Origin of the sequence: Algoriella sp., from assembly GCF_036647415.1 — a bacterium.
Lineage (GTDB): Bacteria > Bacteroidota > Bacteroidia > Flavobacteriales > Weeksellaceae > Empedobacter.
In genome coordinates this window covers 39,615-59,793 of sequence record NZ_JAVXKG010000006.1, presented here as the reverse complement: position 1 = coordinate 59,793, position 20,179 = coordinate 39,615, and the positions used below count along the sequence as shown (strand labels likewise).

Sequence of the window (20,179 nt, the reverse complement as noted above, 5' to 3'; positions counted from 1 at the left end):
CCCGCGACCACTTGCGTGACAGGCAAGTATTCTAACCAGCTGAACTACCGGATCAGAAATTATAAAAAATATATATTGTTAAAGAACGAACTTTTTGCGATCCGGACGGGATTCGAACCCGCGACCACTTGCGTGACAGGCAAGTATTCTAACCAGCTGAACTACCGGATCAAAAAACGTATTGTTTTCGGATTGCAAATATAGATGTAATTCTGAACTTTCCTAAACTTTTTTCAAAAAAAATCTCGGAAATTTCACATCCGAGATTCTTTTATTTCAAAATCAACGATTTAAAATGATTATAAAATCGCGTTTAATTTTTCTTGTAATTGTTCTTTTGGTACAACACCAACAACTTTGTCTACCACTTCTCCATCTTTGAAGAATAAAATTGTAGGAATATTACGAATTCCGTATTTCGCTGCAATTTCTTGGTTTGTATCTACATCTACTTTACCTACAACTGCTTTACCTTGGTATTCTGCAGCTAGCTCTTCCACAACTGGACCTACCATTCTACATGGACCACACCATACAGCCCAAAAATCTACCATTGCTGGTTTTCCAGACTCGATAATATCTGATGCAAATGATGCGTCTGTTACTTCTAATGCCATAATTTTTTATTTTTATCTATCTAATAATTTTACAAATCTACACAAAAATTCATTTTTTAAAAATTCGTTTGATATAATCTCTCAATTCTCGAATAGATTAAACATATAATTAATTCAGTTTAAATGATATTTCTTGTAATTGATCTAATTCTTTTAACAAATCTCGACAAATATTTACACGAATTTTATTGGCTACAAAATCAACATTATTTAATTGTTCGATTGAATCAATTAATTTTAATTTCAATGGTTTTTCGCCTTGATATTTGAATATAATTTCGGACAATTTACTGAAAATATTTTCAGTAAATTCATTTATTTCAATATTAACCGTAATCTTATCTGATTGATTTTCGATCACTTCACTTAACAATTGCATTTTCACAATCTTCGTAAACATTCGACTACTTGTTACATTACCTTCTTTGTCTTTAAACTCTCGTTTATTAAAATTAATACGAAGGTTTAAGAACATATTTTCTTGTAAAAAATGACGGTATTTCAGATAATCTTCTCCAAATAAAACGATGTCATACGTGTCTGTATAATCGCTAAAAGTAAAACTACCAAACTCATTTCCATTCTTGGCAATACGATGTTGTATATTCGTCATCATTCCTGCTAAAGAGATATCTTTTCCGACATATTTATCTTCGTTATCTTTTAAATCTGAAATTGTCATATTAGAAACCAAACGAGTTTCATGTTTAAATTCATCCAAAGGATGCGACGAAATATAAATTCCGACAACTTCTTTTTCTTTTGATAAAAGTTGCAACATATTCCAGTTTTCACAATCTGGAAGAATTGGAACTACGTCATCTATAGAACTTTCATCGTCACCAAATCCTCCAAATAAAGAGGTTTGAGATGAGTTTTTTTGTTCTTGATAATTTGCGCCATATTTGATTAATTTTTCCAAATTTGTCGTTGTATTATCGATGAAAAAATAACGTCCACGATGAAATTCAAAACGGTCAAAACCACCAGCTAAAACTAAATTTTCTATCGTTTTTTTGTTGACAGTTCTTAAATCAACACGTTTTACAAGATCATAAATATCTTTGAACGGACCATTTTCTTCTCGCTCAGAAATAATTGAATTAACGGCTGCATGTCCAACACCTTTTATAGCGCCCATTCCGAAACGAATTTCGTAATTTTCGTTCACATTAAACTTTGTGATCGACTCGTTAATATCTGGTCCCAAAACAGCTAATCCCATACGTTTACATTCTTCCATAAAAAATGTAACTTGCTTTATATCATTCATGTTATTAGAAAGCACCGCAGCCATATATTCGGCAGGATAATGCGCTTTAAGATAAGCGGTTTGATAGGCAATCCACGCATAACATGTTGAGTGAGATTTATTGAAAGCGTAGGATGCAAAGGCTTCCCAATCTTTCCAAATTTTATCTAAAACTTTAGGATCATGACCTTTTTCTGCAGCTTGTTCTACAAATTTTGGTTTCATTTTATCCAAAACTTCTTTTTGCTTTTTACCCATCGCTTTACGCAAAACATCGGCATCACCTTTTGAGAAACCTGCTAATTTTTGCGAAAGTAACATTACTTGCTCCTGATAAACGGTAATTCCGTAAGTTTCAGACAAATATTCTTCCATCGCATCCAAATCATATTTTATCGGTTCTTCACCATTTTTACGGCGAACAAAAGACGGAATATATTCGATAGGACCGGGACGATAAAGAGCATTCATGGCAATTAAATCTCCAAAAACTGTTGGTCGAAGATCTTTCATGTATTTCTGCATTCCGGCAGATTCGTACTGAAAAACTCCTACTGTTTCACCACGTTGAAAAAGCTCGTACGTTTTCTCATCATCAATTGGAAGCGCATCTGGATCAATCTCAATTCCTGTTCTGGCTTTTACTAATTTGACAGTATCTTTGATTAAGGTTAATGTTTTTAATCCCAAGAAATCCATCTTCAATAATCCAGCACTTTCTGCAACCGAGTTATCAAATTGCGTGACATATAAATCTGAATCTTTCGCCGTTGTAACTGGTACATAATTCGTAATATCATCTGGTGTAATAATCACTCCACACGCATGAATACCCGTGTTACGAAGAGAACCTTCTAATATTTTTGCTTGCTGAATAGTTTCTGCTGCTAAATCATTTCCATGCGATAATCGCTTCAATTCACTTACCGAATCAAACTCTTCGGGTTTCAATGATTTTTTTAGAACATCTTCGTCTAAATTGAAGATTTTCGCCAATTTCATATTTGGAATTAAACCTGCAACACGATTAGCATCAAACAATGGTAAATCCAAAACACGCGCAGTATCTTTTATAGAAGATTTTGCCGCCATTGTACCATACGTAATGATCTGTGCCACTTGGCTTGCTCCATATTTATCAATCACATAATCCATTACCAAAGATCGACCTTCATCATCAAAATCGATATCAATATCGGGCATGGAAACACGATCTGGATTTAAGAAACGTTCAAAAAGTAAATCATATTTAATAGGATCTAAATTGGTAATCCACAAACAGTACGCAACTGCAGAACCCGCTGCTGATCCACGTCCTGGACCTACAGAAACATCCATAGAGCGTGCTGCTGCAATAAAATCTTGCACAATCAAGAAATAACCCGGATAACCTGTTTTTTCTATTGTTATTAATTCAAAATCTAAACGTTCTTTTATTTCGTCTGTTAATTCTGGATAACGCTTTTTTGCACCTTCGTATGTTAAATGTTTTAGATAAGCATTTTCGCCTCGTTTTCCTCCATCTAAATCATCTTCATGATTGATAAATTCTGCTGGAATATCAAATTTTGGAAGTAATACATCACGATAAAGCGTGTATTCTTCCACCTTGTCTATAATTTCTTGAATATTAATAATTGCATCAGGCACATCTTGAAACAAGTGTTTCATTTCTGTTTCTGACTTAAAATAATACTCTTGATTTGGTAAACCAAAACGAAATCCGCGACCTCGACCAATTGGTGTAGATTGCTTTTCGGCATCGCGAACACACAACAAAATATCGTGTGCATTAGAATCGTCTTGATTGATATAATACGTGTTATTTGTCGCCACAATTTTTACATCATGTTTACGCGCAAATGCTATCAAAGTCTGATTTACACGATCTTCATCTTCTTGACCATGACGCATTAATTCAATATAAAAATCTTCGCCAAATTGCTCTTTCCACCAAAGCAAAGCTTCTTCGGCTTGTTTTTCTCCAAGATTTAAAATTTTATTCGGAATTTCTCCTTGAAGATTTCCTGATAAAATAACTAAATCTTCTTTATATTCTTCGATAATCGCTTTATCAATTCGTGGCACATAATAAAAACCTTCTGTATATGCCTTCGACGCCATTTTTGCTAAATGATGATAACCATTTTTATTTTTTGCAAAAACAACGATTTGATAACCATTATCTTTTTTTGATTTATCTAAATGATTTTCGCAAACAAAAAATTCTGAACCAATAATTGGTTTTATAACAACTTCTGTCGGCTCTTTTCCTTCTTCTATTAGTTCTTCATTTTTTGATTTTGCAGCCTTGTTGTGATTTTGTACAGCAGCGTTAAAATGAAATGCACCCATCATATTTCCATGATCGGAAATTGCCACAGCAGACATTTTATTTTTTGCCGCAGCTTTCACCAAATCATTAACTGAAATAGTAGATTGTAAAATAGAAAACTGAGAATGATTGTGTAAATGTGCAAATTGTGCTTTTTTAAATTGCGCTAAAACTTCATCAGAAATTTCTACAATTTCATCATCACCTCCTTCTTTTATTTTTGCTTTTGCAATTTCTTCAGAAGCTTTTTTAAGATTGATGTGATTTAAGCCAACTGGCTGAATATTGGTTTGATTGATTTCATTAAATCGAACAAAATAATCATCCTCAACATTTAATTCTTGTTTCGTGAAAATTTTGGTACGAATCAATTCAAAAAAACAACGCGTAGTCGCCTCCACATCGGCTGTTGCATTGTGCGCTTCGCCAAACGGAACTTGAAATAAATACTGATGTAATTCTGTTAACGTAGGCAATTTATAACGACCACCACGACCACCAGGAAGTTTTAATAAACCTGCTGTAATTTCTGTACAGGTATCTAAAACAGGAATTTCTGTTAAATTATTTTCATAATTCAAACGATAAAATTCTGCTCCCATAATATTGATGTCGAAACCAAGATTTTGACCAACAATAAATTTAGCTTTTCCTAAAGCTTCAGAAAATTTATCTAAAACTTCTTTCAGAGGAATACCTTTTTCGGTTGCTAAATCTGTCGAAATTCCGTGAATACGTTCCGAATCATAAGGAATATCAAAACCATCTGGACGAACCAAATAATCTTGATGCTCGATTAATTGTCCCATTTCGTCGTGCAATTGCCATGCAATTTGTATACATCGTGGCCAATTGTCCGAATCCGAAATAGGCGCATTCCAATTTTTCGGAAGACCAGTCGTTTCTGTATCGTATATTAAGTACATTGAATTTTCGTTTGAATCTGTAAATTTACGAAATCTTAGCAGAAGATTTTCTTATGATAAGTTAAGAAAAAATCGTCTTAAAATCTATTTTATAATTAGTACATTTAAATCAACTAATTGATTTATGCAAAATAAAGTACTCTATATTATTTATTGGACTGTAATATTTATTGTTTCAACTTCTATGTTTGTTTATGGAATTATAAAACCTTTTCAGTTCATGGAAATAAATAATTCTGTAAATAATCTATCAGAAGGGCATAAGTTGATGTGGAATTTCTATAGCTACACAAAGACTTATCCTATAATAATTGGAGTTTTTGAAATAATTGGTGCAATTGGTTTATTATTTAACCGTACCAGAATTTTTGCTTGTTTATTATTAACTACAATTTTAGTAAACATTATTTTACAAGATTATTTCTATGAAATTTCCGCACTAAATTCTTCCATATTTTATCAAATCTTAATTTTTATCATTTTATTAATTGATCGAAAAAAAGTTGTTGAAATATTTTCAAAATTATTTGAAGTTAAAACTAAAATAAAACCAAATTGGCTTTTAATTGTTCTTAGTTTACTATTTGCAGTTGGATTTAAATTAATAGAAACTAACTTTTTATAAACAAAAAAAAGATGAATAATTTTGAAGAACTAGATAACATTATATCTAAAATGATTAAAGATAAACTTTATGAAATGGTTCCTGAATATTCTAATGAGAAAAATAATGAGGATGGTATTTATTTTTTCATGAACGAATTTACTTTGTCATTAATTGATGAAATAGAACAATCTCAATCAAATAAATTTATAGATAATTCTTTTAAGTTCATTAATCATCTTGGAGAAAGTAATAATCTAGAAATACTAAATATTGTTAAAGTAGGAGTTTTAGAAATTTTATACACATCTGAAAACTTAAAAAGACAAAAAATAGAAAAATTACTGAGTGAAAAACTTAGACTTATTTTTCGAGATTTTTCAAAACACTATTATTAAAAAACAAAAAAAAGATGAACTTAATTCAGTTCATCTTTTTCTAAAATTTCTTCCGATTCAAAACTCATTTTAAGTTTGATGAGTTCATCTTTTATATTTTCAAGACGTTTTACAACATCTATTTCTTCTTTTGTTGTAATAATTCCCTTTTTACCAATTGCTTGTTTAGCGCCATCTAACGTATATCCTTTTATTTTTACCAAATAATAAATGTTCTTGAAACAATCAATATCATTTTTGGTAAACAATCTATTGCCTTTTGCATTCTTTTTGGGTTGAATAATTTCAAACTCTTTTTCCCAAAAGCGAATCAACGATGCGTTTACATCAAAGGCTTTGGCAACTTCGCCAATCGAGTAATATAGTTTATCTGGCAGGTTTACATTCATTATCAGGGTTTAATCCAAAGATAATGACATTTTTTTAGAGTTTTGATAAATTTTAATGAAATCATCTGGATCTACATCATTATAAAAATACATCACAGGATCTACGGTTTCTCCATTTTTATGAATTTCATAATGCAAATGCGCTCCAGTAGACAATCCTGTCGATCCTACATAACCTATTACATCACCACGTTTCACATTTTGTCCACTACGAACTTTTGCGCGCGACATGTGTGCATACAAACTTTCGTAACCATTTCCATGTTTCAAAACAACCATATTTCCGTAACCAGAATTAAATTCAGAAACTTTTACAGAACCATCTCCAGTTGCATAAATTGGCGTACCTGTAGATGCTGCAAAATCTAAACCTTTGTGCATTTTGTTTACTTTAAGTATCGGATGAAAACGAGTTCCATAACCAGAAGCCAAACGATTTACATATTTATCTGCAACAGGTTTTAATACTGGCATTGACGATAAATTTGCATCTTTAACGCCTGCAGAACGTAAAACCTCATTCAATGATTTTGATTCAGCCTCGATTTTATCAATCAATTTCTCAATATCTTCTGCTGTATAATTATCTATTTCGCTGTTCACAGAATCTATGTTCTCACTAACGCGCATATCATAAATTGTACGGTAAACATTCTGATCTTTTGCTTTAATTTCTTCTAAAGCAACTTCAACTTCTTTAAATTTTTTATGTAATTCTTGATTTTCATTCTCCATCTTTTCCAATTCAGCTAATAATTTGCTTTCATTGTTTTTAAATTTTCCTGCTCGAAGTGAATATTCAGAATCATTAAAATGATAACCAATCATACCTGCAGAAATTGTCGATAGACACAAAAAAAGTAGTACGTATAATCCTGTTTTAGAAGTTTTCTGAATTCTTTTCTTCATCCAACTCATTATAAATTTTACAGAATTATACTTATAGTTTTTATTTTCCATTACTTAACCAACCTTTTATTATCTTTGTAAAACGTTTGCAAAGTAACGAATATTGTGCGAGCTAACGTGTTAATCAAATGATAAAAATAATTTAAATAGATGAATTCCAAAGATATAAGAAAAGAATTTTTGCATTTTTTCGAAACAAAAGGCCATTTAATTGTAGACTCAGCGCCAATTGTTTTGAAAGATGACCCGACATTAATGTTCAATAATTCGGGAATGGCACAATTCAAAGAATACTTTTTAGGAAACGGAACACCAAAAAGTAATCGTATCGCGGATACACAAAAATGTCTTCGTGTTTCTGGTAAACATAATGATTTGGATGATGTAGGAAAAGATACTTATCACCACACCATGTTTGAGATGTTAGGAAACTGGTCTTTTGGCGATTATTTCAAAACTGAAGCTATTGCTTGGGCATGGGAATTGTTGACAGAAAAATACGGAATTTCTAAAGATCAAATTTACGTAACTGTTTTTGAAGGAGATAAAGGCGACGGAACATCTTTGGATAAAGAAGCGTTAGAACTTTGGAAACAACATATTGCAGAGGATAGAATTCTTTTCGGAAATAAGAAAGATAATTTCTGGGAAATGGGTGATATCGGACCATGTGGACCATGTTCTGAAATTCACGTAGATATTCGTCCAGAAGCAGATCGTTTAGCTGTTGACGGAAAATCTTTGGTTAATATGGATCATCCACAAGTTGTGGAGATTTGGAACTTAGTATTTATGCAATATCAGCGTAAAGCGGACGGTTCTTTAGAATCTTTACCTGCTCGTCACATTGATACAGGAATGGGATTTGAGCGTTTAGCAATGGTTTTACAAGGAAAAACGTCTAATTATGATACAGATGTTTTTCAACCAACAATTCAAAAATTAGAAGAAATTTCGGGAGTAAAATACGGAGCAGCAGAAAAAACAGATATTGCAATTCGTGTTATTGTTGACCATTTACGCGCTGTTGCATTTGCAATTGCAGATGGTCAATTACCATCAAATACAGGAGCTGGTTATGTAATTCGTCGTATTTTACGTCGTGCAATTTCTTACGGATACCGTTTCTTAGGACTTAAAGAGCCTTTTATTTATCAATTATATCCAGTTTTGAAAGCTGAAATGGGCGATTTTTTCCCAGAATTAGTAAAACAAGAAACAATTGTAACTGGAGTTATTCGCGAAGAAGAAGCTTCTTTTTTACGTACAATAGAACAAGGATTAAATCGATTAAACCAAATCATTGAGCAATTAGGAGATTCTAAAATTATTCCTGGAGATGTTGTGTTCGAATTGTATGACACATTTGGTTTCCCTGCAGATTTATCTCGTATTGTTGCAGAAGATCACGGTTTCACAATTGATGAAGCTGGTTTTGAAGCTGAAATGGCAAAACAAAAAGAACGTTCTAAAAAAGCAACTGCTTTGGTAACGGACGATTGGGTTATTTTGGATGATAAAGGGAACGAAACGTCTATTGCTTACGACAACACAGAAGCTGAAGTAAAAATTACACGTTACAGAAAAGTAAAAAATAATAAAGGAGAATTTTTCCAATTAGTATTCAACCAAACGCCATTCTATGCAGAATCTGGAGGACAAGTTGGTGATACTGGAACAATTTCTACGTTGAATGAAACAATTGAAGTTGTTGACACGAAGAAAGAAAATAATTTAGTTATTCATTTTGTAGAGACTTTACCAGAAAATGTAAATGCAACATTCAATGCAAAAGTTGATACAGAAAAACGTAACGAAATAACAAAAAATCACTCTGCAACACATTTGATGCACGAAGCTTTACGCGAGGTTTTAGGAACACATGTAGAGCAAAAAGGTTCTTATGTTGGAGATGATTATTTACGTTTTGATTTTTCTCATTTCGCTAAAATGACAGATGAAGAAATCGCAATCGTTGAGCAAAAAGTAAACGATAAAATTGCGGAAGCTTTACCATTAATCGAAAAAAGAGATTACGATATCAAAGATGCAATTGCAGAAGGTGCAATGGCTCTTTTTGGAGAAAAATATGGAGATAAAGTTCGTGTAATTCGTTTTGGTTCTTCAATCGAATTATGTGGAGGTACACATGTAAAAAACACGGCTGACATTCGTTTGTTCAGAATTTTATCTGAATCTTCTACTGCGGCAGGAATTCGTCGTATCGAAGCTATTTCATCAAACAAAGCAATCGAGGCATACAAAGAAGCAGAGAAAAACTACAACGAAGTTTTAGTTGCTCTTAAAACGAAGAATGATGCTGTAAAAGCGGTTCAACATTTATTAGATGAAAATGCTGAATTGAAAAAACAGTTAGAATCTTTTGTTGCGCAACAAGCTTCTGCTGAAAAAGCAACTTGGAAAGCCGCTATTCAAACTATTAACGGTGTTAATTTCTTAGCTGTAAAAACTAATTTAGATACAAATACTGCAAAGCAAAATGCCTTAGATTTGACAAAAGAAATCGAAAATGCATTTATCGTTGTTGGTACAAATGATGTGGTAAAACCATCAATCACAATTTCTATCGCAAAAAATCTTGTAGACGAAAAAGGCTACAACGCAGGACAAATTGTAAAAGAAATTGCCAAACACATCAACGGTGGCGGAGGTGGACAACCTTTCTTAGCGACTGCTGGTGGTAAAGATGTTTCGGGATTAGATGCTGCTCTAAAACAAGCAGAAGATTTTGTAAAATAAAATCTTCTTTCATAAATATATTAAAAGCGACTTGGTTTATCAAGTCGCTTTTTTTTATCTTTATAAGTCATTAAAATAACACATTTTGAAAGACACAAAACTATTAATCGCCATTACTATTGTAGCCATTGTTTGGGGAACTACATTTCTCGGAATTCGAATTGCGGTAGAAACCATTCCGGGTTGGTTTGTTGCAGGAATTCGCCAGTTTTTAGCTGGAATAATTATGCTGATTATTCTACTTTATAAAAAAGAATTAAAATGGATTGGTTGGAAAAACCTTTCTTATCAACTTATTTTCTCAATCTTGATGTTGATTATTGCAAATGGCTTAACCACTGTTGCAGAAGAAAATGTGTCGAGTAGTTTAGCTTCATTAATTAATGCAACTTCACCTATTTTGGTTTTTATTGGTAGTGTTACCATAGGTTTACAAAAATTTAGCATCAAAGGATTAATAGGAATTATCATGTGTTTTAGTGGTATTTTATTTATTTTTTGGGACGGTTTACAAGAGTTGGTAAGTCCAGAATATCGCACAGGAATTATTCTTCTTTTTTGTGCTATTACGGGTTGGGCTGCTGGAACAATTTTTACAAAAAAAATGAATATTCAATCCAAAAATATTTCTCTAAATCTTTTCTATCAGTTTATGTTTGCAGGAATTGTACAAATTTGTTTTGCATTTATTTTTAGCGAAAATTATAATTTCGAGAATTGGAGTTTAAAAAGTATTTCAGCAATGATTTATTTAGCAGTTTTTGGTTCTGTGACTGCATTTTTCTCATTTCATTATGCGTTAACTAAAATTTCACCAATACAAGTTTCTATTTTGTCATATTTCAATACAATAATTGCAATTCTTTTGGGATGGCTAATTTTGGACGAAGAAATTTCGTCTAAATTTATTATTGCAGCAATCTTAATTATTTGTGGTGTTTTTATCACCAATTATAAACCCGAAATGTTTCAGCGAAAATCTGTTAATCTTTAAAACAACTTTTGTCAAAATCATTTATTCTTAATATTTGGTAGATAATTCAAATTTTAACCTATCCTTATTAAATAAATATTAATATATTTATCATAATAAGAAATTTTAATTACAATAATCGTCAGTTCAAATGATTTTTGTAATTTTGCACTCTCAAAAAATTAGTAATAAATACAAATCAATAAAATGGCAAACATTACATTTACAATGATTAAGCCTGATGCAGTTGCAAAAGGACACATCGGAGATATCTTAAAAGACATTACTGACGCTGGTTTCACAATCAAAGCGGCTAAAATAACACAATTAGCTAAGCAAGATGCTGAGGCTTTTTACGCTGTTCACAGTGAGCGTCCTTTCTTCAAAGATTTAGTTGAATTTATGACTTCTGGACCTATCGTTGCTGCAGTTTTAGAAAAAGACAATGCTGTTGCTGATTTCCGTACTTTAATTGGTGCTACAAATCCAGCTGAGGCTGCTGAAGGAACAATTCGTGCAAAATATGCTGAGTCTATCGACGCTAATGCTGTTCACGGATCTGATTCTGACGAAAATGCTGCTATCGAAGCTGCTTTCCACTTTGCTGCGAAAGAAATTTTCTAGTCAAAAAAGAACAAAAAATTATAAAAAAATCCTTCTGAAAATTTTCAGAAGGATTTTTTTTGGCTCAAAAAAGTACTATCTTTAATCAAATTCTAAAAAAATGAAGAACGTAATTTTAGCCATATTTGCAGTTTCAGCATTGTTGATTACAAGTTGTAAAAGCGAAAATGAGCAAGTTAAAAATGAAGTAGAAAACAATGTAGATTCCGTTACAACAGAAGTAAAAACAGCTGAAAAATCTATCAAATACGAAGGTTCTTACAAAGGAATTTTACCTTGTTTTGAGAAAGATTGTAAAGAGGTTGAAATGGAAATAAAATTACTTCCGAACAATGGTTATGTTTATTCGACAAAAAGATTAGGTGTAGATAAAGAAGCGATGATGACAACGGGAACTTTTAAGTTTGAAGCGGACGGAAATACAATTGTTTTACCAGAAATTGCAAACGTACCGAATGCTTTTTTAGTAGAAGAGGGAAAAATAGTACAATTAGATAAAAACAAACAAAAAATTGAATCTGCTGATTCTGCAAAATTTGTTTTGACAAAAAAATAAAGGTTTCGTAATGAAACCTTTTTATTTTTTCTTTATTCTGAACTAATTTCAGAACAACGTATAATATTTGATGAGAAGCTGAAAAAATTCTACTTGACAAATTATCAAAATTGTTCGACAAGCTAAGAATGACAAAATATCACTTTAACTCTAATCGACAAACAAAGTTTACTTGCTCATTGTGCAGAATTTTGAAGTGAACAAAGTTTTCTTCTTCTAATTTCTGAATTTCTACTGTATCATTTAAACTCAACTCTTTCAGAAAATTCATATCAATTGCTTTTACACGATTTTCTAAAATAATTTTTGGATCAATAAAATCTAAACACCATTCTAAATATTTGATATTATTAGCGTGTTTTACAATATCTAAATCAGAAAATTTGACTTGATAAATTTTGGTTTCTGTTGCTACAAAATCAAGCGATAATTTGGAATTATCTTCTTCTGTTGGCTTTAAATCTGGAAAACGATCAATGTGTGACGAATCAATTTGTAAAATATCTGGTCGACGTGTTTTTGTATTAAAAACCGCCCAAAGACTTGAGGCACCAACTATTTTTTTTCCTTGTTTTTCTATTGTAAAATCACGAATAGATTTTGCGCCTTTCAAAATTTCAATCCATGTTATTACTTCAATAAAATCTGACCAAGAAGGCAATTCTTCAATTTCTATTCGGATACGATTCATTACCCAAGATTGATCAAATTGTTGTAAATCAGAAAAACCTAAACCTCCTTTTGTTGCATGTTCTGATGCTGTTAACTGAAATAGATTAGCTAATTCGGTTAATTTCATCTTTCCGTTAGGCGAACATTGAGAAAAGTAAATTTCCCATTCTTTTGCATATTTTGATTGAAAATCTGAGGAAATTGACATTTATTTAATCTTATTATTTGGCTAATTTAGCTTTAAAATCTGCCATCATAACTGCAGCAACTCCTGCTTCTATTCCTTTATTTCCGTGTTTACCACCAGAACGATCAATAGATTGTTGTTCGTTTTCATCTGTCAATACACAAAAAATAATTGGCATATCATGTTTTATATTCAAATCTTTGGTTCCTTGTGTTACGCCTTCACAAACATAATCAAAATGTGCTGTAGCGCCACGAATCACACAACCTATAACAATAATTCCATCCAACTCTGGATACGCTTTTGCTATTTTATCAGCTCCGTAAATCAATTCAAAACTTCCAGGGACTTGATATAAGGTTACATCGCCTTCATTAGCTCCTAAATCAATCAAAGTATCTTTAGCGCCATCTCGTAAGTTGAATGTGATATGATTATTCCATTCTGATGTTACAATTGCAAATTTTTTACCTGCTACATTTGGTAATTCTGCTTTATTATAATGTGATAAGTTTTTATTTTCTGTTGCCATTTTTATTTTATTGAATGGTAAAATTACAAAAATGATTTAGTTTATACTTTGACTTATATCAATAAAAAAAGCTGAACATATTGTTCAGCTTTTTGATTTTATACTATCTATTGGATTATTTTGCTGTTTCTGAAGCATATTTTAAACGCTCTATAAACTTTGCAGTTTCTCCATTGTTTGCGTTTGGATATTTATCTTCTAACGCTTGAAAATATTTTAAAGCATCAGCATTTTTTCCTAATTCCATTGCAATTTCTCCAGCTTTTGTATAGTAAGTAGACTGTAAAGTTTCTACTTCCGTTGCTTCGGCAGCTTTTATATAGTATGGTAAACCTTCGTCCATTTTATTAGATGCAACTAAAGCATTTCCCATCATTCCATATTTTTGAGCTAACATAACGTTATCATCTGTATCAAAATCTTCTAATAATTTTACAGCAGATGCGTAATCTCCTAATTTATAGTAAGAACTAGCTGCTTTGAAACGTGCTAAATTACCAGCTTCAGTATTTCCGTATTCGTCTACAATTTGTTGTAAACCTTGGAAACTACCTGGGCTACCATTAAGTGCTACGTTGATAGAATCTTGGTCGAATAAACGTTCGGCTTGCACCATTTCTTTTAATGCATCTTCTGATTTAGGTTCTACGACTAATTTTAAGTAAGCAAAATAACCTAAAACAGCTACAATAATTACTCCTAAACCAATCCCTATTGCTTTAGCATATTTTTCAACAAAAAACTCTACGTTGAACGCTGTTCTATCTAATTTTTCTACGAATTGCTCTGTAGCGAATTCTTCTTTTTTATTATTTTTTGCCATTTTAATAATTTACGAGGTTGCAAAAATACATTATAGGTTAAATATATCCAATAAAATTATTTACAAACAACTCTTTAGAATAAATATGCGACTGTTAAGTTTAACATTTGTGGACGATTTTCTGTTTTGTAATCGTAGCTATCATGAATAAATTCTGAAGCAACTTTTCCAAAGCCAAATTCGTAACGCAAATCAAATAATAATTTTGATACCTCTACTCCTGCACCAATTTGCATTCCTACATTAAAATTATCTTGTTTTGCATTTTTAATATCATTAAATGAAATTTTATCATCAAAATAGTAAGAAAATACTGGACCAGCCTGAATATGGGCTAAACCTAAGAATTTTTTCCCAACGTTAACTGGAACATCCATACGTTTTTTTGTAACATTAAAATTATCTCCGTTTACATCATACTCATTTTTATACTGAGAATATAATAATTCAGGTTGAATGTAAATTCCTGCTAAAGATATTCTAGCTAATGCACCAGCCTGAAAACCAGCTGAGGCTTTACCATCTTTTTTGAAAATATTTCCTGCATCTTTAAAAACTTCTCCTTTGTCTGTATTAAAAATTGCTCCACCTTTTATACCAAAATTGATATTTTGTGCAAATGCAAAATTTGATAATAAGCCTACAAAAGCAGCTAAAACTAATTTCTTCATCGTATTTTTTTTATTGTTTTTCTTTAAGTAATGCTTCTCTCAATTTCTTGAAAAGATTTGACGAATATACAAAATCTATAACATTTGGATTATCAGCCACCAAAATCTCTTCTTTTGTTCCTTCCCACTCTAAAAAACCATTTTTAAGAAATACAATATGATCACCAATTTCCATTACCGAATTCATATCATGTGTATTGACTACTGTTGTCGTATTGTACTCTTTTGTAATATCATAGATTAATTGATCGATAACTAAAGCTGTTTTCGGATCTAATCCTGAATTTGGTTCATCAGCAAATAAATATTTAGGATTATTTACAATGGCTCTTGCAATGGCTACACGTTTCTGCATACCTCCAGAAATTTCTGAAGGATATTTTTTTAATGCTGTTCGTGCAATTTCTACGCGATCTAGAACTGCGCGTGCACGTTTTTCTATTTCAGCGTTTGATGAATCTGAGAACATTTCTAAAGGAAACTTTACATTCTCTAAAATATTCATCGTGTCATATAATGCCGAACCTTGGAAAACTACACCAATTTCTGAACGAAGACGTTGTTTTTCTGCATAATCAAATTCGACCATATTGTCTCCTTCATAAAGAATTTGACCCGATGTTGGAGTTAATAAACCAATCAAATTTTTAAGAAAAACTGTTTTTCCTGATCCACTTTGTCCAATAATCAAACTAACATTTCCTTTTTCGAACGGAACAGAAAAACCTTTCAAAACCTCTACACCATCAAAAGATTTGCGTATTTCTTTAACTTCAATCATTAGCTTAAAATTGTTTGTGTTAAAATTAAATTGATTACAATAATTGTAACAGATGTCCATACTACGGCTGTTGTTGCTGAACGTCCTACTTCTAATGATCCTCCTTTTACTTTATAACCATAGTAAGCAGGAATTGTTGCGATGACAAAAGCGAATACCATTGTTTTTAGGAATGTGTAAACAAATAATTTGGTTGCCATATTCATCTGTAAACCAGTTATAAAATCAGCTGCAGACCACATTTTTGTAAAAACACCAATATAATATCCTCCTAATAATCCAAAACCGATACTAACCATAATCAAAAGTGGATTAAAGAAAATACAGGCAATAATTTTTGGTAAGATTAAAAAGTTTGCAGAGTTAATTCCCATAACATCTAACGCATCAATTTGTTCGGTAACACGCATTGTTCCTATACTCGAGGCAATGTAAGAACCTACTTTACCTACTAAAATTAATGACATAATTGTAGGTGCAAATTCTAATACCAATACTACTTTTGTTGCATAACCAATGTATGCATCTGGGACAGGAATTGCGGAACCTTGAAAGTTCTGCGCCATTTGAATTGCAACTACAGCTCCCATAAACGTAGAGATGAAGGTTACAATACCTAACGAGTTAACTCCTAAATCGTATATTTCTCTTATAGTCAATTTCCAGAAAACACTCCATTTTTGAGGTTTACTAAATACTTTACCCATAAGCATAAAGTATGACCCTATATTTTCGATTAATTTCATTACGACAAAATTAATATTTTTATTGGAAAGGCTTTTTATTTATCTTGCACAATGTGAATTTAGAACATTTAATTTCTTATCTGCCCATAAATGCCGACTTGTTTGTAAGAAATTGGTTAGAAAATCATTTCGTAACCCTTAAAATTACACAAAGACGTGAAACAAAGTTAGGCGATTATCGTAAACTTTTGGCGTCAAATCGTCATCAAATTACTGTAAATGGCGATTTAAATCCTTATGCCTTCTTTTTTGTTTTTACACATGAAGTAGCGCATCTCAAAACTTTTGTACAATTTGACTCGAGAACAATCAATCCACATGGTAAAGAATGGAAAGCTATTTTTGGTAAATTGCTTACAGAATCTATTCATGTTTATCCAGACGAGTTAAAACCGTATATTTTACATCATGCAAAACATCCAAAAGCAAGTTTGGGTGCAGATATTAATGTGTCTAAATTTATAATTGCTGATAAAAATCCTACTCAAACCTACCTCGAAGATTTAGAAGATGGCACGGTCTTTTCTATCGGAAAAAGAGTTTTTCAAAAAGAATCCAAACGTAAATTGAGATATCTTTGTTTAGAACTTAAATCCAAAAAAAAATATTTGATTAGTGCAACTGCTACAGTTAATAAACTTTAAAAAAATATCATGAATAATAAAGATAACTACGCTGTTATTCTTGCAAGTGGTACAGGAGTGAGATTATGGCCATTGAGTACAATAAAAAAACCAAAACAATTTCATGATTTACTTGGAATTGGAAAAACTTTTATCCAATTAACTTACGAAAGATTAAAAAAAATAATTCCGGTAGAAAACATTTTTATTGTTACGGTAACCGATTATAAAGAATTTGTAAAAGAGCAAATTCCTGAATTTTTAGAAACTAATTTTATTTTTGAGCCGCGTGTTATGAATACTGCTGCATGCAATTTGTTAGCTGCGATGACAATTCAGCAAATAAATCCGAATGCAAAATTGATTATTTCGCCTTCAGATCATTTTGTTTTACATGAAGACGAATTTATAGAAAAAGCAATGATTGCATTTGAAAATTCGGACGATGATAAATTGATTACGCTGGGCGTTGCTCCTACACGACCAGATGTAAATTACAGTTATATACAGTTTATAGAGCAACCAAAAGCTATAAAAAAAGTAAAATCTTATGTTGACAAACCTGATTTAGAATTTGCAGAATCTTTTCTTTTAAGTGGTGAATTTATCTGGAATACAGGAATCCTTATTTGGTCTGTAAAAAGTGTTATAACTGCTTTTAAAGAACATCTACCTGTAATGTATGAAACGTTGGGAAAATATTTTGAGCTACCAAAAGAAATTCAGAATATAAAAACACTAAAACCTATTTATACAACACTAGATGTAACTTCTATAAATAAAGGTATTTTAGAAAAAGCTGATAACGTATATGTTATTCCGACGACTTTTGGCTGGAGTGATATTGGAACTTGGTCGGCGATTTATGAAAAATATAAATATACAGGCGAAGATCAAGACGAAAATCAAAACACATTGTTGTGTAATCATTTTTCGGGTTATAATACTGCAAACAATTTTATTTATTCGACAGAAGATAAAGCTATTATTATAGATGGTTTGGAGAATTATGTTGTTATAAATTCAGACAAGGGTTTATTGATTTGTCCACGTAGTAATGTGCAACAAATTAAATCGTATGTAAGTGATTTAAAATTACAGAAAAAAGGAGAAAAATATTGCTAAACATATCCTTAATCAAAAAAATCTACTCAAATTTGAGTAGATTTTTTTTGATTTATAATTAAATATGATTATTTCAGTGTAATTACATTTTGACCAACTTTGTAACCATTTTGATAAATGTTTATTTGATATTCTCCTTTCGGAAAATCATAATCAACCCAATCAAACGTTACACGAGAACCAGACATGTTATTGTAATTTACATTTACACGATCCGAATATTCAATTGTTGCTCCCGAACGTAAATTTATTTTACCAGAATTAGCACCTTTAAACTTTCCTATTTCGCCATTTGGTTTAAAAATAGTTACAAATAATTCTTTGTTTTCAGATTCTGCATTCAAGTTTTTATCCAAATCAAACGAAACACGAACTTTATCAATTCTTCTTGCTCTAGTCGTTTCTACTTCTTTACCACTCGATTTTACGCGTAAACCTATAATCTTATAATTCGAAATAGATAAGGTAGAATTTGTTTCTTTGATTAAGTTTTGACGATTTTCTTTTTCTTCACTTAAATTCGACTCTACATTTTTCTTTTGTTCAGATAAATTAGAATTTTCAGAAGTAAGAACTGTATTTTTATTTGTCAATTTCACGTTTTCTGCTTTCAAACGATCAATTTCTTTTTTGTATTGCTTAATATCTGTTTGCAACGAAACAATCAAACGCTTTGCACGTTGCAATTCGTCACTTGTAATTTCTTCTTTGTTTAAAATAGATTGAATTTCTTTTTGCTTATCTAATATTAAACGATCTTGGTAACTTAACGAAGAATCTTTTTTAACAATATGCGTTTTTGCATCTTCAAAATCTGCACGTACGATACGCAACTCTTGTTTCAAAATCTCTCTTGATCGTTCCAAATCATTAATATTCATCTGCATTTCAGAAGAATTTTTGTTGTTTGTCTCTTTCTGATAAACAATATAACCAACAGCAAGTAACAATAAAATTGCTAATGCAGTTATTATAATGTTTTTGACAAAATCTTTGTTGTGTTTAGAATTTTTAGAAGGTTCTAAATCTTTGTATTCGGTCATTATTTTATTTTATTTCGGAGAGAGCACTTTTCAATCACAAAAACTAAACCATTTATATCCTTTATACAGAAAAAACCGAAAATTTAACACTTATAGCTTCTAAAAACTAAAGTCTTGCATATTTATGCAAGACTTTAACTAATTTTCTTCTTTTTTTATCGTTGTAGAAGTATCCTCCAATTTAGTTTCTGCTTTTTCTTCAAGTTCCGATTTTTTATCTTTCAAAGCATCTTGTATGTCCGATACTTTTTCTTTTACAAATTCACTCGTTTCATTCATTTGCTTTTCCGCAACATCTTTCACTTCATTGTACTCTTCTTTTGTACGTTCTTTAAAATCTTGTGCTGCTTCTTTTGTTTTCTCTTTCAATTCTCCTGAAGCTTCTTTTAGATTCTCGAACGTTCTTTTAGCAAATTCAGACGCGTCATCAGCAATCAATGTTCCTGTTTTTTTTACTGTAGACGATACGTCATCAAATTTATCTCCTGCAACATCTATTGCAGTTTCAGTTTTTCCCAATAAACTCTTCAAAAAATCTCTAAGTCCCATAATAATTATTTTAGTTGATTATTTCAGTTTAAATTTACATCTCTTTAAAATTATACATACTATTTTTTTACATTTTTTTAGACA

General features: G+C 31.3%; 20 protein-coding genes and 2 tRNA genes (1 of these 22 running past the window's edge). 8 read left to right on the top strand and 14 right to left on the bottom strand.

Annotation, left to right across the window (positions count from 1 at the left end; all coding sequences use genetic code 11):
- From RSC72_RS04125 to dnaE, 4 genes are all read right to left on the bottom strand, one after another.
- A tRNA-Asp gene (locus RSC72_RS04125) sits at positions 1 to 54 on the bottom strand; it reaches 123 nt to the left of the window's first position.
- A 43-nt stretch (positions 55 to 97) separates the two neighbouring features.
- Positions 98 to 171, bottom strand: a tRNA-Asp gene (locus RSC72_RS04120).
- Between the two features lie 128 nt (positions 172 to 299).
- The gene (trxA, locus tag RSC72_RS04115; protein ID WP_092907342.1) at positions 300 to 617 is read right to left on the bottom strand and encodes a thioredoxin; all 318 of its coding nucleotides are present in this window, start codon (positions 615 to 617) and stop codon (positions 300 to 302) included.
- Positions 618 to 726: 109 nt separating this feature from the next.
- Entirely contained in the window at positions 727 to 5,130 is a 4,404-nt protein-coding gene (dnaE, locus tag RSC72_RS04110; protein WP_332543496.1) for a DNA polymerase III subunit alpha, read from the bottom strand.
- A gap of 124 nt (positions 5,131 to 5,254) precedes the next feature.
- On the opposite strand from dnaE, the gene RSC72_RS04105 reads away from it, so the two are divergent.
- Positions 5,255 to 5,755, top strand: coding sequence for a hypothetical protein (locus tag RSC72_RS04105; protein ID WP_332543495.1), 501 nt, complete (start codon positions 5,255 to 5,257; stop codon positions 5,753 to 5,755).
- An 11-nt stretch (positions 5,756 to 5,766) separates the two neighbouring features.
- Positions 5,767 to 6,132 carry a DUF7674 family protein gene (locus RSC72_RS04100; protein ID WP_332543494.1) on the top strand — a complete coding sequence of 122 codons (366 nt, stop codon included), beginning with the start codon at positions 5,767 to 5,769 and terminating at the stop codon, positions 6,130 to 6,132.
- A 20-nt stretch (positions 6,133 to 6,152) separates the two neighbouring features.
- Here the strand turns inward: RSC72_RS04100 and RSC72_RS04095 are convergent, their stop codons facing one another.
- Complete coding sequence (locus tag RSC72_RS04095) at positions 6,153 to 6,521, bottom strand: MerR family transcriptional regulator (RefSeq protein ID WP_332543493.1); 369 nt, start codon at positions 6,519 to 6,521, stop codon at positions 6,153 to 6,155.
- Between the two features lie 9 nt (positions 6,522 to 6,530).
- A complete protein-coding gene (locus tag RSC72_RS04090) occupies positions 6,531 to 7,481 on the bottom strand; it encodes a M23 family metallopeptidase (RefSeq protein WP_332543492.1) in 951 nt (316 codons plus the stop codon).
- A gap of 99 nt (positions 7,482 to 7,580) precedes the next feature.
- On the opposite strand from RSC72_RS04090, the gene alaS reads away from it, so the two are divergent.
- The 4 genes from alaS to RSC72_RS04070 all read left to right on the top strand — a co-directional run bounded on the left by alaS (position 7,581) and on the right by RSC72_RS04070 (position 12,343).
- Complete coding sequence (gene alaS / locus RSC72_RS04085) at positions 7,581 to 10,190, top strand: alanine--tRNA ligase (RefSeq protein ID WP_332543491.1); 2,610 nt, start codon at positions 7,581 to 7,583, stop codon at positions 10,188 to 10,190.
- Between the two features lie 85 nt (positions 10,191 to 10,275).
- Positions 10,276 to 11,184: a DMT family transporter gene (locus RSC72_RS04080; RefSeq protein ID WP_332565868.1), complete on the top strand. Its 909-nt coding sequence runs from the start codon at positions 10,276 to 10,278 to the stop codon at positions 11,182 to 11,184.
- Positions 11,185 to 11,370: 186 nt separating this feature from the next.
- Positions 11,371 to 11,787 carry a nucleoside-diphosphate kinase gene (locus RSC72_RS04075; RefSeq protein WP_332543489.1) on the top strand — a complete coding sequence of 139 codons (417 nt, stop codon included), beginning with the start codon at positions 11,371 to 11,373 and terminating at the stop codon, positions 11,785 to 11,787.
- Between the two features lie 100 nt (positions 11,788 to 11,887).
- Positions 11,888 to 12,343, top strand: coding sequence for a copper resistance protein NlpE (locus tag RSC72_RS04070; RefSeq protein ID WP_332543487.1), 456 nt, complete (start codon positions 11,888 to 11,890; stop codon positions 12,341 to 12,343).
- A gap of 139 nt (positions 12,344 to 12,482) precedes the next feature.
- Here the strand turns inward: RSC72_RS04070 and RSC72_RS04065 are convergent, their stop codons facing one another.
- The 6 genes from RSC72_RS04065 to RSC72_RS04040 form a co-directional block, all read right to left on the bottom strand.
- The gene (locus tag RSC72_RS04065; protein WP_332543485.1) at positions 12,483 to 13,223 is read right to left on the bottom strand and encodes an acyl-[acyl-carrier-protein] thioesterase; all 741 of its coding nucleotides are present in this window, start codon (positions 13,221 to 13,223) and stop codon (positions 12,483 to 12,485) included.
- A gap of 13 nt (positions 13,224 to 13,236) precedes the next feature.
- Complete coding sequence (ribH, locus tag RSC72_RS04060; RefSeq protein ID WP_332543483.1) at positions 13,237 to 13,734, bottom strand: 6,7-dimethyl-8-ribityllumazine synthase; 498 nt, start codon at positions 13,732 to 13,734, stop codon at positions 13,237 to 13,239.
- Between the two features lie 115 nt (positions 13,735 to 13,849).
- The gene (locus RSC72_RS04055) at positions 13,850 to 14,557 is read right to left on the bottom strand and encodes a tetratricopeptide repeat protein (RefSeq protein ID WP_332543482.1); all 708 of its coding nucleotides are present in this window, start codon (positions 14,555 to 14,557) and stop codon (positions 13,850 to 13,852) included.
- 74 nt (positions 14,558 to 14,631) lie between these two features.
- Positions 14,632 to 15,228, bottom strand: a complete 597-nt coding sequence (locus tag RSC72_RS04050; RefSeq protein WP_332543480.1) for a porin family protein — start codon at positions 15,226 to 15,228, stop codon at positions 14,632 to 14,634.
- Between the two features lie 10 nt (positions 15,229 to 15,238).
- Positions 15,239 to 16,009, bottom strand: a complete 771-nt coding sequence (locus RSC72_RS04045) for an ABC transporter ATP-binding protein (RefSeq protein WP_332543478.1) — start codon at positions 16,007 to 16,009, stop codon at positions 15,239 to 15,241.
- Positions 16,009 to 16,755 (bottom strand): MlaE family ABC transporter permease, encoded by a 747-nt coding sequence (locus tag RSC72_RS04040; protein ID WP_332543477.1) that lies wholly within the window; start codon positions 16,753 to 16,755, stop codon positions 16,009 to 16,011. Before RSC72_RS04040 ends, RSC72_RS04045 begins: the two co-directional genes overlap by 1 nt.
- A gap of 53 nt (positions 16,756 to 16,808) precedes the next feature.
- On the opposite strand from RSC72_RS04040, the gene RSC72_RS04035 reads away from it, so the two are divergent.
- Together RSC72_RS04035 and RSC72_RS04030 are read left to right on the top strand one after the other, a co-directional pair.
- A complete protein-coding gene (locus tag RSC72_RS04035; protein WP_332543475.1) occupies positions 16,809 to 17,399 on the top strand; it encodes a SprT-like domain-containing protein in 591 nt (196 codons plus the stop codon).
- A gap of 9 nt (positions 17,400 to 17,408) precedes the next feature.
- Positions 17,409 to 18,503: a mannose-1-phosphate guanylyltransferase gene (locus RSC72_RS04030; RefSeq protein ID WP_332543473.1), complete on the top strand. Its 1,095-nt coding sequence runs from the start codon at positions 17,409 to 17,411 to the stop codon at positions 18,501 to 18,503.
- 68 nt (positions 18,504 to 18,571) lie between these two features.
- Here RSC72_RS04030 and RSC72_RS04025 read toward each other — a convergent pair whose 3' ends face one another.
- A complete protein-coding gene (locus RSC72_RS04025; protein WP_332543472.1) occupies positions 18,572 to 19,546 on the bottom strand; it encodes a hypothetical protein in 975 nt (324 codons plus the stop codon).
- A gap of 138 nt (positions 19,547 to 19,684) precedes the next feature.
- Positions 19,685 to 20,095, bottom strand: coding sequence for a hypothetical protein (locus RSC72_RS04020; RefSeq protein WP_332543471.1), 411 nt, complete (start codon positions 20,093 to 20,095; stop codon positions 19,685 to 19,687).
- Positions 20,096 to 20,179: the final 84 nt, after the last annotated feature.